The following is a 14836-nucleotide window of genomic DNA, read 5'->3' as shown; positions in this document are numbered from 1 at the left end:
GAGCCTCAGCCGCAGGTCGGCAGCTGCGAGGTGTCGGCGCCCTCGGCGACGGCCTCGACCGCGGCGATCGCGTCGTCGAGCGTCTCGACGGCGAAGACCGTGAGCCCCTGCGGGACGTGGCCGACGACCTCGCCGCAGTTCGCCGCCGGGGCGAGGAAGTGCGTGGCGCCCGCGTCGAGCGCGCCGTGCATCTTCTGCACGATCCCGCCGATGCCGCCCACGTCGCCGAGGGCGGAGATCGTGCCGGTGCCGGCCCAGCGCGTGCCGGCCGTGAGCGCGCCGGGCGTCAGCTCGTCGACGATGCCGAGGGCGAACATCATGCCCGCGCTCGGGCCGCCGACGTTGGGGAGCTCGATCTGCACCGGGAACGGGAACGAGAACTCGTTCGCCGGGTAGATCCCCACGAGGCGCTGGCCGTCCTCGACGGCCGGGGTCACGCTGACGTCGAGGCGCTCCCCGTCGCGCTCGACCTCGAAGCTCGTGTCGCCGTCCTGCGCCGCGATCGAGGCGCGGATGGAGTACACGTCGTAGGCGACGTCGCCGTTCACCGACAGGATGCGGTCGCCCTCCTGCAGGACGCCCTCCGCGGGCGAGCCGGGGATGACGCCCGCGACGCGCACGTCGCTGTCGACCTCGTAGCCCTCGTGGAGCAGCGCTGCAGCGATCGCCGCGGCCTGCGAGTTCTGCATCTCGATGCGGCCGGCCTCGTTCGACTCCTCGACGGTCTGCGTCGGCGCGAACGCCGCCTCCATCGGGATGATGGCGTCGGAGGGGTCGAGGTAGGCCTCCGCGACGTCGATCCAGGTGAGGGGGCGCTCGGGGTTGCCGCGCAGCGACACCGTGAGCAGGCGCAACTCGCCCTCGGTCGGGTAGGTCTGCGCCTCCTCGATCGTGATGAGGGGCCCGGCGTCGGTCTCACCGAGCGTGTCCCACGTGGGGCCCGGCTGCTCGACGACGTAGGGCGAGGGCACGAAGGCGAGGCCGACGGCCGCCGCGGACGCGACGAGCACGGCGATCCAGCCCGCGCGGCGCACGGCTCGGGGACGCACGTCGGGGAAGCGCGGCCGCCGTGCGTGTTCGCGGACGGCGGAGGGCGTCTGGGGCGGGATCCCGGCGGTCTCGGACATGCTGCGGCTAGCGTAGTCGCATGCCTGAGGATCCCGACGACCGGCGCCCCGAGGACGAGCTGCGGGAGATGCTGCAGCGGTTCCTCTCGGGCGAGGGGCCCATCGATGCCGCGCGGCTCGCAGGCGCCGCGGGCATGCCCGCCGACCCCGCCCAGCTGCAGGCGCTCATGGCGCAGCTGCAGGCCGCGCTCGCGCGCACCGAGGACGGCGTCGACTGGTCGGCCGCGGCGCGGCAGGCCCACGCGGTCGTGCAGCGCGACCCCGGCTCGGTCACGAGCGCCGAGCGCGACGCCGTGCGCCAGTCGGCAGAGCTCGCGGCCATGTGGCTCGACGAGATCGTGCCCTGGGGCGGCCCCTCGGAGGTCGCGCTGCGGTCTCGGCAGCAGTGGGTCGACGCGACCCTCCCCGTCTGGCAGGAGATGGCGGAGCCCGTCGCGACGAGCATCGCGGGCGCGCTGACCCGCGCCATGCAGGAGCACGCGCCCGAGGAGGCCCAGGAGATGCTCGCGGGCGCCGAGCGGATCCTGCGGAACGTCGGCGGCACGATGTTCGCGATGCAGCTCGGCAACGTCGTCGGCCAGCTCGCCGGCGAGACGGTCGCGGGCGGCGACTTCGGCTTCCCCCTCCTCGACGACGAGGCCACGCTCCTCCCCGTCAACCTGCGCACGCTCGCCGAGGGGCTCGAGATCCCCGAGGACCAGGTGCGCATCTGGGCGGCCGCGCGCGAGCTCGCGCACGCGCGCCTGTTCCACCACGCGCGCTGGCTGCGGCTCCACGTGCTCTCCTCCGTGCGCGAGTACGCCGAGGGCATCCGCATCGACGTCGCGCGGCTCGAGGAGCTCGCCGAGGGCTTCGACCCCTCGAACCCGGAGGAGCTGCGCGAGGCGCTGAGCTCCGGTGCGCTCATCCCCCCGAAGACCGAGGAGCAGCGGGAGGCGCTCGCGCGGCTCGAGACGACGATCGCGCTCATCGAGGGCTGGGTCGACGCCACGACGGAGGCCGCCACGGCGCGGCTGCCGCGGCGGGACGCGATCGCCGAGACCGTGCGGCGCCGACGCGCGACGGGCGGCCCGGCGGAGAAGGCCTTCAGCACGCTCGTGGGCCTCGAGATCCGCCCGCGGCGCCTGCGCGAGGCCGCGGCGTTCTGGCGCGCGGTCGCCGTGGCCGTGGGGCCCGAGGCGCGCGACTCGCTCTGGGATCAGCCCGACCTCATGCCCGGCGCCGCAGACATCGATGACCCCTCGGCGGTCATCGCGCGCCTGCAGGGCGGCGAGGAGCTCGACGAGATGGACCTCGCGCTCCAGGCGCTGCTCGACGACGCCGCGCGCGAGAGCGCGCCCGGGCCCGAGGGCGCCGCTGCTCCGGAGGCCGGGGCGCCCGAGACGGCCGGCGAGTCGGCCGGAGACGACCACGACGGCGACGAGCACGGCGGCGACGAGGGCGGCGACGACGAGGCTCGGCCGCAGCAGTAGGCGCCTCGCCTGTGGAGAGCCGCCGACGCCTGTCGGCGGCCGGGCCCATGATGCCCGCATGCTCCGACTCGACCCGCGCCTCGCCCTCTTCCGCTCCGCCCCCGATCGCGTCACGATCGGCGCGCAGCATCCCGCGATCGAGCTCGCGGCCGACGAGCCGACGCTCCGCGGCCTCGCGGCGCTCACGCGCGGCGTGCTGCGGCCGGAGCTCGAGCAGCTGCTGGGCGCGGAGGCCGCGGCGACGCTCCTCGAGGCCGTGGCGCCCGCGCTCGCCGAGGGACCTCCCCCGGTGGCGATCCGCGTGCGCGGCAGGCTCGCGCTCGCCCGCACGATCCAGCGCGCCGCCCGCGACGAGGGGCACCCCTCGGGCACGCAGGCTCGTGATCCCCGTCGCGCCGTGGCGCCTGCCGCGGCTCGAGGTCGAGCGGCTCGTCGCGCAGCGCACGCCGCACCTCCCGGTGCTCGTCGGCGACGCGTGGGTGCAGGTGGGGCCCTACCAGCCGGGCGACGGGTGCGAGGCGTGCGTCGGCGCGCACGAGGGCGGCGTCATGCCCGCGCACCTCGTGCCGGTGCCGAGCCCCGCGGCGCGCTGGCAGGCGGTCGCCTCGGTGCTCTCCGCCCTGCGGCTCGCCTCGGCGGGCGAGCTCCGGCCCGGATGGGGCGCCCGCATCGCACAGTCGGGCGGGGCCGTCAGCGCGCTGCCGTCGCCGCCGGCGTGCGCGTGCCGAGCTCGGCCAGGAACCGCGAGGGCTGCCTGACCGCGTGGCCGGAGCTGCGGGCCCACGTGAGCGAGAGCGTGCGCTGCGCGCGCGTGATCGCCACGTACAGCAGGCGCCGCTCCTCGTCGATCTCGGCGAGCGTGGTGGCGTGCGAGATCGGCAGGAGCCCCTCCGCGAGCCCGCACACGTGCACGTGCTGCCACTCGAGGCCCTTCGCCGCGTGGATCGTCGCGATCGTCACCGCCGCGACCGTGGGCTCGTGCTCGGTCTGCGCGCGACGCTGCAGCTCGGCTGCGAACGACGCGATCTCGCGATGCGGCGACTCCTCCGCGAGCGTGACGAGCGCGTGGAGCGCATCCCACTGCGCGCGCTCCTCGCCGTGGGAGGCGGGCGGCTCGGCGCGATAGCCGAGCCCCATGACGATGTCAGTGACCGCCTGGAAGACGGGGCGGCCGTCGTCGGGCGCGCTGCGCAGCATGAGCACCGCACGCTGCACGACGGGCATCTCGAAGAAGCGCCGCGAGCCGCGCACCGTGGACGAGAGGCCGACGGCCGCGAGCGCCTGCTCGAGCAGGCCCGACTGCGCGTGGAAGCGCGTGAGGATCGCGATGTCGCCCGGGCTCGCGCCGCGGTCGACCTGCGCCCGGCAGGCGGCGGCGATCGCAGCCGCCTCGGAGGAGTCGTTGCCGTGCGCGGCGATCGACGGCTCGCGGCCCTCGGCGCCCGATTCGGCGCGCAGCGTCAACGCGTCGCGGCCGCGCATGAGCCGGTTGGCGGTCCCGACGATCGCGCCCGTCGAGCGGTAGGAGCGCTCGAGGCGCACGACCTCCGCGTCGGGGTGCTCGTGCACGAAGCGGCCGAGGCTCGCAGCGTCCGCGCCCGCGAAGGAGTAGATGGTCTGGCTCGGATCGCCGACGACGCACACGTCGCGGCGGTCGCCGAGCCACGCGGCGAGGAGCCGCTGCTGCATGGGCGAGACGTCCTGGTACTCGTCGACCGTGAAGTGGCGGTAGCGCGCGCGCACCTCGTCGGCCGCGACGGGCTCGCGCTCGAGCATGCCGGCGGTCGCGAGCAGCACGTCCTCGAAGTCGAGCTGGCGCCGCTCGTCCTTCACGCGCTCGTAGGCCATGTGGAGGTCGAGCATCGTCTCGGGGTCGATGCCGGTGGGCAGCGGGCGGACGCGCGCCTGCACGCCGTAGTCCTCCATCGTCATCGCCTGCGACTTGCGCCACTCCACCTCGCCCGCGGCGTCGCGCAGCTGCGCCGTGGGCAGCCGCAGCCGCAGCTGGGCGGCGGCGTCGGCGATCGTCGAGGCCTTCTGCGCGAGCAGCTGGGGCATCCGGGAGCCGGTGATGCGCGGCCAGAAGTGCGAGAGCTGCGCGAGCGCCGCGGCGTGGAAGGTGCGCGCCTGCACGCGGCCCGCCCCGAGGCGCGCGAGCCGCGTGCGCATCTCCCCCGCGGCGCGCGAGGTGAAGGTGAGCGCGAGCGAGGCGTGCTCGGCGTGCTCGCCGGTGGCGACGGCGTAGGCGATGCGGTGCGTGATGGCGCGCGTCTTGCCGGTGCCGGCGCCCGCGAGGATCGCGACGGGCCCGCCGAGCGTCGTGGCCGCCTGGCGCTGCTGCTCGTCGAGCCCGGCGAGGATGGCGTCGGCGTCCATCACCGGGCCCCGACCGCCGCGCTCACGGGCGGGGCCGCGGCTCGCGCTCGAGCCACGCCCGCAGGATCCAGGAGGCGATCGAGGTCGGTCCCGGCAGCTGGATCGCCCCGGAGCGCAGCTCCTCGCGCGTGCACCAGCGCACGTCGAGGATCTCGACCCCGTCGGGCCGGATCGGCTCGGGATCGGGCGCGACGCACTCGAAGCCGAGCATGAGGCTGCGCGGGAAGGGCCACGGCTGCGAGCCGAGGTACCGGGGCTCGACCACCGTCAGGCCGGTCTCCTCGTGCACCTCGCGCACGACGGCCGCCTCGAGCGACTCCCCGGGGTCGACGAAGCCGGCGATGAGCGAGTAGCGCCCCTCGGGCCAGGCGGCATTGTGGCCGAGCAGGATGCGCTCGTCCTCCGGGTCGTGGATCGCGACGATGACGGCTGGGTCGGTGCGCGGGAAGTGCGCGGTGCCGCCGGCGTCGCGCCGCACCCAGCCGGACTCCTCGAAGCCGGCCGGCTCGCCGGTCACGGGGCTGTGGGCGCTCTCGCGCTGCCAGACGCCGAGCGCCACGGCCTGTGTGAGCACGCCCGCGTCCTCGTCGTCGAGCTCGGCCCCCACCTCGCGCAGCGAGCGCCACTCGGCGCCCTCGACGTCGAAGGGCTCGGCCACGAGCACGCTCAGCACGACGCCCCCGGGGGTGCCGTCCGGTGCGGGCGCGGTGCGGCCGAGCCAGCTCATCGGCACGGGAGGCTGAACGCGGCGCGCGGCGCGCGGGAGGTCGGCGGGCGCGAGGCGCACGAGCGCGCCGTCCCGGACGGGTGCGCGGTCGCCGGCGATCGCGACCACCCGGGTCGCGGGGTCGTCGAGCGCGCGATCGACGGCCGCGTGGCCGAGCCGTCCCGCGTGGTCGCGGTCGAGCGCCGATCGGGCGAGCGGGGGAACCTGCACGTCACCTCCGTCGCGTGGCGCGACCGCCGGACGGCGGCCGACGCCTAGCCTGGCATCCATGAGCACGAACCCCTTCACTCTAGCCGCGCTCGCCACGACCGCCGTCGAGGGCCTGCAGGTCGTCGGCGCGACGGAGGACGGCTCGGACGAGCACCGCTCGGTGGTGGCGGCGCAGCTCGCCGGGGGCGAGACCGCGCAGCTCGTGCTCCCCCGCTCCGTCTCGGCGCTCCGCGCCGCCGAGGAGCACGAGGCGGCGCTCGCCGCGCTCACGGCCGCGACGCGCTCGCGGCTCCCCTTCGACGTGCCCTCGGTGCTCGGGAGCGCGCCTGCGGGCCGCTCCCGCGTCTTCGTGCTCACCCGGCTCGGCGGCGCGCCGATGCGCCTGGCCGACCTCTCCCCCGCACGCCCGGGCCTCGCCCGCAGCGTCGGCGAGGCGATCGCCGCGATCCACGAGCCTGCCGACCTCCGTCGTCTCCGACGCGGGCCTGCCGCACCTCGGCGCCGCGCCCGTGCGCGCGAGCCTGCTCGACGCCTTCGACCGCGCCGCGGCGACCGGCTCCGTGCCCGCCTCGCTGCTCCAGCGGTGGGAGGGCGCGCTCGGCGACGACCGCCTGTGGCAGTTCAAGCCGACCGTCGTGCACGGCGACCTGCAGGCGCCCGCGTTCCGCACCGAGGGCAACCGCGTCGTCGGTGTCGACGGCTGGCACGCCCTCTCCGTGGGCGACCCCGCGCGCGACCTCGCGTTCCTGCTCGGCTCCGGCGAGTTCGGCAGCGTCGACGAGGCCTTCGAGGCGCACGCCGCGGCGCGCGGCATCGGCGATCGCCAGGTGCGCCAGCGGGCGATGCTCCACGCCGAGCTCGACATCGCGCGCTGGCTGCTCCACGGCGTGGCTCGCGACGACCGTGCCGTGATCGACGACGCCGTCGGGATGCTCGAGGGCCTCGTGCGCCGGGTCGACCGCGACCCCTCGGCCGCGATCGAGGCGCAGCGGCTCGAGACCATGGACCTCACGGGCGTGCAGGCCTACCTCGGCGCGCACCCGACCGACGAGGTCGACCGCGACGGGCGCACGGCACCGGTCGCGCCGCTCGACGAGGGCTTCGTCGACGACGAAGACACGCGCGACGAGGCCGCCGGCGGCCGCTGAGCGCCGGCCCTCCGCGCCGCCCCCGCCTCAGCCGCGCGCGGCGGCGACCGCCTGCTGCGCCGCGATCCAGCGCCGCTCGAGCTCGGCGAGCGACTCGATGCGCCTGGGGCGCACGACCTCGTCGTGCTCGACGAAGTACAGCTCGGCGTCGACCTGCTCGGGGTCGAGCCCCGCGTAGGCCGCGTAGGCCGCGCGGTAGAGCGCCAGCTGCAGCTGGCGGGCCTCGAGGTCGGCCTCGTCGCGCGGCAGGGCGCCGGTCTTCCAGTCGACGACCGTCGCGCGGCCGCCGTCGCGGTAGACCGCGTCGAGCTTGCAGACGACGGTCGTGCCGGCGAGCGGCAGGTGCACCTCGAGCTCGGTCTCGGCGGGCTCCCTGTCGCCGTACGGCGAGGCGAGGAAGGTCGCCTTCAGCCGCGCGAGCCGCTCGGCGTCGATGCCGACGAGCTCCTCGTCGAGGGCCTCGTCGTCGAGCGCGTCGCCGAGGCCGATGGCGCTGCCGCGCCGCTCGACCCAGCCGTGGAAGAGCGTGCCGAGGCGGGTGGCGGCGAACGGCCGCTGCGGCATCGGCCGCGCGATGCTGCGGGCGACGGCCACCGGGTCGGCGGCCCAGTCCTTGAAGCCGGAGGCCGCGATGCGGGTGGGCAGCGCGAGCTCTGTGCCGGCGCGGTCGGCGAGGAGGAGCCGGATCGCGTCGTCCCACTCGGTGCGGGCGCCCGGGTCCGCCTCGGCGACGCGCCGGGCGGCCGCCTCGACGCCCTCGCGCCGGACCCCGAGCGGGTCGACCGGCCAGGAGGTCGCGGCCGCGGTGCCCTCGCGGGGGTTCGCCGCCCCGCGCGGGAGGTCGGGCAGCAGCTCGACGCCGAGGGCGTCCGCCGCGAGCCGCAGCAGCCGGCTCGGCTTCGCGGCGGTCCTCGCCTGGCCGTACCACTGGGCTCCCGAGAGCCAGAGCGCGCTGCGAGCGCGCGTGACGGCGACGTACGCGAGCCTGTCCCGCTCGCTCTCGTCGTGCTCGGCGAGCGCGTCGATGAAGGCGGCGCGAGCCTCGACGTAGTCGTGCTGCGTGGGCTGCTCGTGCTCGAAGCGGCGCAGGAGCGCCGAGTCGCCGCGGAGGGCGTAGGGCAGGCGCGCCCAGTCGAGCCAGCCGCGGCTGCGCGACTCGCTGCTCGCCTGCGCGAGCCGCGGCAGCGCGACGACGTCCCACTCGAGGCCCTTCGAGGCATGCATCGTGAGCACCTGCACCATGCCGCGCTGCGGCGGGGGCGGCGGGGCGTCCGGGCCGCGCCCGGACTCGAGCGCCTCCAGGTAGCCGAGGAAGGCATCGAGCGTGCCGTGCGGGTCGGCGGCCGCGAAGGCATGGGCCTCGCGCGCGAAGGCGTCGAGCACCGCGTGCTCGCGGCCCGGGTGCGCGCCGACCTCGATGTCGAGCCGCAGCGCCTGCTCGACGCTCCGGACCAGGCTCGGCGAGCGGCATGCCCGCTCGCCGGCGGAGCTCGCGCAGCAGCCGCGCGGCATCGCGCATGCGCTCGACGCCCTGCTCGGTGGCGCCCTCGAGCCCGTCGGCCTCGAGCAGCGCGTCGAGGGCGTCGACGATCGACGAGGACGCCTCCGCGACGACGGCGCTGCGGTCCTTCGAGCGCTGCTCGTCGGTCAGGCCCGCCTGCGCCATGCGCCGGGCCGCGCGCTGCAGCGCCATGAGGTCGGCGACGCCGATGCGCCAGCGGCTGCCCGCGAGCAGGCGCACGAGGCTCGAGCCCTCCTCGGGACGCCCGAGCACGCGGAGCGCGGCGACGAGGTCGACGACCGCGGGCTCCTGCAGGAGACCGCCGCCGCCCGTGCGGGAGACGTGCACGCCCCTGGCCCGCAGCGCCTCGGTGAGCTCCACGCCCTGGGCATGGGTGCGGACCAGCACCGCTGCCGTCGTGTCGCCCGCGCCCGTGCCCGCGCCGTGCGCGCGCAGCCACGCAGCCAGCTCGTCCGCCTCGTCCTCGACCGTCTCGCGGTGCGCCACCACGACGTCGCCGGCGCCCGCGCCGTCGCGGGCGCGGAGGCGCTCGACGGGCACGCCCTCCTGGGCGGGCAGCTGCCGCGCGACGACGTCGGCGACGTCGAGGACCCCGACGTCGTTGCGCCAGCTCGTCGAGAGCGTCATCCGCTCGGTGGGGCCGAAGGCCTGCGGGAAGAGCGCGAGCGTGCCGGCGCTCGCGCCGCGGAAGCCGTAGATCGCCTGGTTGGGGTCGCCGACCGCCATGACGGGCGTGCCCTCGAAGAGCGTGCCGAGCAGCTGCAGCTGCAGCACCGAGGTGTCCTGGAACTCGTCGAGCAGCACGAAGCGGTGCCGCTGCCGCAGCTCGTCGACCGCGCCGCGGTGGGCGGCGATCGCGTCGAGCGCGAACCGCACCTGATCGCTGAACTGCACGACGCCGAGCCGGCGCTTCGCCTCGTCGAAGGCGTCGACGAGGTCGAGCAACGGGTCGAGCGCGCCGACGCGCTGGGCGTCCTCGTGCAGCGGCTTCGCGGCGGTGGCGCTCAGCGGCCTCTCGCCCTCGCGCTGCGGCAGCGACGGGAGGGAGGCGAAGCGCTCCGCGAAGCGGTGGCGGCGGAGCGCCGCGGAGGTCACGTGGTGGTCGCCGAGCTCGCCGGCGAGCTGCACGACGCGCTCCGCGATCTGCGTGGCGGAGCCGAGGTGCGCGAGGCGCAGGTCGTCGGAGGCGCGCGCGATGCGGAGCGCGAGCAGGAACGCGGCCGGGTCGGTGAGCACCTCGGACTCGGGGTCTCGGCCGATGAGCAGCGCCCACTCCTTGAACAGCGCGCTCGCGAACGAGTTGTAGGTCTGCACGACGGGCGCGCGCCCCTCGAGCGCCGCGGGGTCGATGAGCGCCGCCCTCGCCAGCACCCCCAGCTCGCGCGCGAGCCGCTCCGCGAGCTCGCGCGCGGCCTTGCGCGTGAAGGTGAGGCCGAGCACCTCGTCGGGCATGGCGAAGCCGTTCGCGACGAGCCACAGCACGCGCTGCGCCATCGTGTGGGTCTTGCCGGAGCCGGCGCCCGCGACGACGAGCACCGGCGCGGCCGGCGCCTCGATGACGCGCACCTGCTCGGGCGTCGGCGGCTGCGGCTCGCGCTGCTCGGCGGCCGCGAGCAGCGCGGTGAGCTCGAGCGCGTCGTAGCGCGCCCGATCGGCGAGCGGGGTTGCGACGTCGGTCACTCGGTCACCTCCGGGAGGACGTGGATCGTGCACTGGCCGAAGGCGTGCGGATCGCTGCAGTGCTCGGCGGGGACCGCGCGGAAGCGCGAGCCGCCCATGGTCCGGGCGGCCTGGGCGAGGTGGGCGAGGAACGCCTCGCGCACCTCGTCGAACGGCGGGGCGTCCTCGAACTTTCTCGCGCGCTGCAGCCGCGGCAGGAACAGGCGCGCCTCGGTGCGCGCGGCCCCGTCGACGCCCGCGATGCCGCCGAGCGCGATGGCCAGCTGGTAGGCGCGCAGCTGCAGGTTGCCGAGCTCGGCGTGCGACGTCGGCGTGCGGCCGCCGGTCTTGAGGTCGACGACGCGGATCGCGCCCGCGTCGGCCCCGTCGGTGCCGTGCTCGAGCCAGTCGATCGCACCGCTCAGGACCGCGCCGCCCTCGAGCTCGACGCTGAAGCGCGCCTCCTGGTCGGCGGCCTCCACCCGCCAGCCCTTGCCGCGCAGCTGCTGGAAGTAGTCGGCGATCGCCTCGGTCATCGGGGCGATGTCGACGCGCTGCCGCTCGGCCTCCCAGCTCGACTCGTGCGCGAGCTCGCCGAAGCGGTCGGCGATCGCGGCCTCGAGCGCCGCGGCGTCGGCGGCGTCCTGGTGCTCGACCGCGTCGTGCACGATCGAGCCGAATCCCGCGGCGCGGTTGGAGGTGGAGCCCGCGAGCCTGCCGATGGCCCAGTCCACCTCGCAGTCGTGGAGCCCCTGGAGCGCCGAGGGGCTGATCCGCACGGCCTCCGCGGCGTCGAGCCGCTCCTCGGTCGTGATGGGCGCGAGCCCCGCCCACTGCCCGGGGTGCGCGCCCGGCACGCCGGCGTCGGCGAGCCGATGCAGCGCCGACGCCGCCCCTCATCGCCCCGCTGCACGACGCGCGCGCGGAGCGCCGCGACGAGCGAGCGGAGCGAGTGCCAGCTGCCGGGGTCGGCGGGCGTGGGCACCAGCCCTCCGACGAAGGGCGAGGGCTGCTCGTCCTCGCTCTGCACCGCGGTCAGGAGCACGTGTGCGCGGGCCGTCGAGACGGCCTTCGCGAAGGTGCGCAGCTCGTCGTGCAGCACGGCGGTGCGGTCGTCGTCGGTGCTCTGCGCATCGAGGCGGTTGGCGCCGAGGAGGGAGCCGCGGGCGCGCAGGTTGGGCCAGACGCCCTCCTGGAGCCCGGCGACGACGACGGTGTCGACCTCGCGCCCGACGAGCTGGCCGGGCGTGCCGATCGCGACGCGGTCGCCCTCTGCGCGCGCGGCGAGCGAGTCGTCGTCGATGCTCGAGGCCAGCCAGCTGTCGACGAAGCCCCCGGTGTCGACGTCGGGGCGGCGCTCGATGAGGCGCGCCACCTGGTCGAAGAGCGCGACGACGGCGTCGAGGCGGCGGTTGGCGAGCGTGCGCTCGACGCCGTCGCCCTCGAGCGCCTGCGCGCGCCACGGCTCGGCGACGCCCGAGATCGCCCACACCGCCCACAGCACCTGGTCGACCGAGGCCGGATCGTCGGCCGTCACGAGCGCGCGGGCCTCGGCGAGCATGCGGGCGAGCCGCTTCGCAGCGGGCACGGCGAGGCGCGCCCGCTCGAGGCCCTCGAGCAGCTCCGGCCGCTCGAGCGCGTCGCGCACGAGCTCGGCGCCCGGCACGTGCACCTCCTCGCCCGCGGCGATGATCCGGTGGCGCAGGGCGCGCTTCAGGCGGCGCACGGCGAGCGCGTCGAGCCCCAGCAGGTCGCCGCGCAGCAGCCGCTCCGCGAGCTCGGGCGTGAGCGGCAGCCGCCCGGAGGCGACGGCCAGGACGCTCACGAGCGCGTCGACGACCGAGACCTCGCGCAGCCGCGTCGGCCCGCCCGACTCGACCGGCACGTCGAGGGCGGAGAGCAGGGCCGAGAGCTCCGCGGCGATCCGCCCGGTGCGTGCGACCACGGCGATCTGCCCGTGCGGCACCCCCGCGGCGCGGCGGTCGTGGATCGCCCGCGCGATCTGGCGCGCCTGGTCGTCGACCGACTCCGAGACGCGCAGGCTCGACCGCGCCGTCGCCGCCGCCCGCCGCCGCGACGCGCTGCGCGCCGGCGCGCGCGGTGCCGATGCGCTCGGAGAGCGAGGCGACGAAGCCGCGGATGCTCGCGCCGTGCCGGTGGTCGGTGCCGAGCACGAGCGGCGCGCGCTCGAAGCCGAGCCTGCGCGGCAGGTCGCCGAGCAGCGAGGCGTCGGCGCCGCGGAAGCCGCCGGTGGTCGTGTCGGGATCGCCGAGCGCGATGACGGACGCGCCCTTGCGGCGCAGCGCCTCGAGCACGACGACCGCGCCCTCGGTGAGCTCCTGCGCGTCGTCGACCACGACGAGCGCGGGCAGCGAGGCAGGATCGGCCGCGTCGATCGCACGCGCGGCCCGACGCAGCAGCGATGCCGCGGTGACGGCCTCCGCGCCCCGGCGCTCGAGGCGCTGCAGGCGGTCGAGCTCGTCGAGGAAGTCGGCGGCGGCGGCCCACTCGGGCAGCGCGCGCTCGGCCGCGAGGCGCCGGAGGTCGTCGCTCCCGAGGCCCCGCTCCTGCACCGCGGCGAGCAGGCTCGCGCAGCTCGGCGCGGAAGCCCGCGAGCCTCGCGCACCTCGGCGTGCAGGTGCTCCGGCCAGGCGGGCCCCGACGGGGTGCCGGCGGCCGCGTCGTCGGCGTGGCCGGCGAGCATGGCGGCGATGATGCGGTCCTGCTCGGCGCCCGAGAGCAGCTGCGGCGCGCCGCGCCCCGCCGCCATCGCCTCCTGGGTGAGCACCGCGTGCGCGAACGAGGGCAGCGAGCGCGCGAGCGGCCCGGGCGTCACGATCCCGGTGCGGGCGGCGAGCCGATCGCGCAGCGCCGTCGCCGCCTGGCGGGAGCCCGCGACGACCAGCAGGCGCGCGGGCTCGAGGCCCGCGGCCAGCCGCGCGGCGACGAGCCTCGACGAGCGTCGTGGTCTTGCCGGAGCCCGCGACGCCGAGCACGACCGCGCTCGCCCCCTCGGGCAGCGCGACGACGGCGCGCTGCGTCGCATCGAGCTCGACGGGCCTCGCGAGGCGGTCGGCTGCGGGCGCGGCGGCGGTGTCGGGAGCGGGCACGGGGCCACGCTAACGGCGGCCGCCGACACCGCGCCGCCGGCGCGGCCGGGGCCGCGCGACCGCACCGTTCCGCCCTGGGCGAAGCGCTCTGCGCGCGGGCCTCCACGCCACCCGCCAGCGCCTATGCTCGGGAGCATGGACATCCGCATCGGCATCAAGGACTCGGCCCGCGAGATCGCGTTCGACTCGGCGCAGACCGCCGAGGAGGTCGAGGCCGCGGTGCTCGCCGCGCTCGGCGCCGGCCACCTCGCGCTCGACGACGCCAAGGGCCGCCGCTACCTCGTGCCGAGCCCGCAGATCGCCTACGTCGAGATCGGCAGCGAGACGACGCGCAAGATCGGCTTCGTGGCCTGATGGTCATCCTCGTCGCGATGGTGCTGGGCGCCGCGATCGGCCTGGTCGCGCGCTACCTGCTGCCTGGCCGCGAGTGGGTGGGCCTCTTCCTCAACCCCACCGCCGCCGCCGCGGCCGCCGGCATCGTCTGGACGATCCTGTCGCTCGCCGGCCTCGGCATCGACAGCGGCTGGCTGTGGATCGGCAGCCTGCTCGCGGCGACCCTCGTCGCCGTCGCGATCCCGCGCGTCCTCCCCGAGCGGCGCCGTCGCTCCGACGCCGCCGAGCTCGCGCGCCTCACCGCCACGGCCTGAGCTCCGAGGCCCGAGCGCCGGGGCGCGACCCGCCCGCGAGGGCCTCAGGCCGTGAGGCCCAGCTCGTCCATGCGCCGCGTGTGCGAGGCGACGATGTCGTTGAACGCGGGCTCGAGGCGCGGCTGGCTCGGCACGGCGCGACCCGAGTCGTCCGGCCCGTTGACGGCCAGGTACATCTGCAGCAGCGCATCGCCCACGAGCCGCCTGCCCCACACCGCCAGGCGGTCCGAGAGGCGCGGCGTCTGGTCGATCGCGCGGCGCAGGAGCGCCACGAGCTGCTGGTGGGCGCTCTCGCCGCGGAGCGCGCGGAGCATCGCGTCGCGATCCTCCTCGGGGAGCCCGCCGGACGCGGCGACGAAGAAGTCGGCGAGCAGGCCGCTCGTCACGTGGACCGCGAGCAGCTGCTCGTACCAGTCGGCGCCGTCGCTCGTGCGCGCGAGCGAGCGGGCGGCGTCCACGAAGGGCGCGACGGCCTCCGCCGCGCTCGAGCCGTCGCGCTCGAGGATGCGCGCGAGCTCGCCCGCGCGGCTCGAGTGGATGCGCACGACCTCGGCGAGCGCGACGCGCGCCTCGAGGTCGGGCGCGGCGTCGAGCGCGCGGCCCGCCTGCGCGACGAGCTCGAGCTCGAGCGCGAGCGCCTGGCCCACGAAGGGCAGCGTCTGCGGGCGCAGGTCGGTGAGGAGCACGCGATCGCCCACGACGGGCACTCGGTGCTGCCGCAGCAGCTGGCGCGTCACGTCGCGCGGCGTCCGGTCGAACCACTTCACCACGCACGGCAGTCTAGGGCTGGCCGGAGCCGCGCTCCGCATCCCGCCGGTACCATGGCCGGAGCAAACGA

Annotated in this window: 11 protein-coding genes and 1 pseudogene; 5 read left to right on the top strand and 7 right to left on the bottom strand. The window is 76.7% G+C overall.

The genetic code is table 11. The features are described 5' to 3' along the window. Positions 1–5: 5 nt before the first annotated feature. Complete coding sequence (locus OVA14_RS09130; protein ID WP_267503590.1) at positions 6–1127, bottom strand: PDZ domain-containing protein; 1122 nt, start codon at positions 1125–1127, stop codon at positions 6–8. Between the two features lie 20 nt (positions 1128–1147). Between OVA14_RS09130 and OVA14_RS09125 the strand changes: the two genes are divergently transcribed. Together OVA14_RS09125 and OVA14_RS09120 are read left to right on the top strand one after the other, a co-directional pair. Continuing rightward, positions 1148–2599 (top strand): zinc-dependent metalloprotease, encoded by a 1452-nt coding sequence (locus OVA14_RS09125; protein ID WP_267503589.1) that lies wholly within the window; start codon positions 1148–1150, stop codon positions 2597–2599. 380 nt (positions 2600–2979) lie between these two features. Further along, positions 2980–3357, top strand: coding sequence for a hypothetical protein (locus tag OVA14_RS09120; protein ID WP_267503588.1), 378 nt, complete (start codon positions 2980–2982; stop codon positions 3355–3357). On the opposite strand, the gene OVA14_RS09115 is transcribed toward OVA14_RS09120, so the two are convergent. Together OVA14_RS09115 and nudC are read right to left on the bottom strand one after the other, a co-directional pair. Continuing rightward, positions 3290–4975 carry an ATP-dependent helicase gene (locus OVA14_RS09115; protein ID WP_267503587.1) on the bottom strand — a complete coding sequence of 562 codons (1686 nt, stop codon included), beginning with the start codon at positions 4973–4975 and terminating at the stop codon, positions 3290–3292. The genes OVA14_RS09120 and OVA14_RS09115 overlap by 68 nt on opposite strands. A gap of 22 nt (positions 4976–4997) precedes the next feature. After that, positions 4998–5912 (bottom strand): NAD(+) diphosphatase, encoded by a 915-nt coding sequence (gene nudC, locus OVA14_RS09110; protein WP_267503586.1) that lies wholly within the window; start codon positions 5910–5912, stop codon positions 4998–5000. A gap of 509 nt (positions 5913–6421) precedes the next feature. Between nudC and OVA14_RS09105 the strand changes: the two genes are divergently transcribed. Then, positions 6422–7060: a phosphotransferase gene (locus OVA14_RS09105; protein ID WP_267503585.1), complete on the top strand. Its 639-nt coding sequence runs from the start codon at positions 6422–6424 to the stop codon at positions 7058–7060. Positions 7061–7087: 27 nt separating this feature from the next. Here OVA14_RS09105 and OVA14_RS09100 read toward each other — a convergent pair whose 3' ends face one another. The 3 genes and pseudogenes from OVA14_RS09100 to OVA14_RS09095 form a co-directional block, all read right to left on the bottom strand. Next, positions 7088–8443, bottom strand: a complete 1356-nt coding sequence (locus OVA14_RS09100; RefSeq protein WP_267503584.1) for a PD-(D/E)XK nuclease family protein — start codon at positions 8441–8443, stop codon at positions 7088–7090. Positions 8444–8789: 346 nt separating this feature from the next. After that, positions 8790–10118: pseudogene (locus OVA14_RS13855) on the bottom strand (ATP-dependent helicase); the annotation flags it as partial. A 140-nt stretch (positions 10119–10258) separates the two neighbouring features. Continuing rightward, the gene (locus OVA14_RS09095; RefSeq protein ID WP_267503583.1) at positions 10259–10975 is read right to left on the bottom strand and encodes a RecB family exonuclease; all 717 of its coding nucleotides are present in this window, start codon (positions 10973–10975) and stop codon (positions 10259–10261) included. Positions 10976–13486: 2511 nt separating this feature from the next. On the opposite strand from OVA14_RS09095, the gene OVA14_RS09090 reads away from it, so the two are divergent. Beyond that, positions 13487–13705: a DUF3107 domain-containing protein gene (locus tag OVA14_RS09090; protein WP_267503582.1), complete on the top strand. Its 219-nt coding sequence runs from the start codon at positions 13487–13489 to the stop codon at positions 13703–13705. Next, positions 13705–13998: a hypothetical protein gene (locus OVA14_RS09085; RefSeq protein ID WP_267503581.1), complete on the top strand. Its 294-nt coding sequence runs from the start codon at positions 13705–13707 to the stop codon at positions 13996–13998. Before OVA14_RS09090 ends, OVA14_RS09085 begins: the two co-directional genes overlap by 1 nt. 44 nt (positions 13999–14042) lie before the next feature. On the opposite strand, the gene OVA14_RS09080 is transcribed toward OVA14_RS09085, so the two are convergent. After that, on the bottom strand, positions 14043–14768 hold the full coding sequence (locus OVA14_RS09080) for a ferritin-like fold-containing protein (protein WP_267503580.1): 726 nt from the start codon (positions 14766–14768) through the stop codon (positions 14043–14045). Positions 14769–14836 lie beyond the last annotated feature (68 nt).

Origin of the sequence: Agrococcus sp. SL85, assembly GCF_026625845.1 — a bacterium.
Classification (GTDB): Bacteria; Actinomycetota; Actinomycetes; order Actinomycetales; family Microbacteriaceae; genus Agrococcus.
This window is presented reverse-complemented; position numbering and strand designations above follow the sequence as displayed.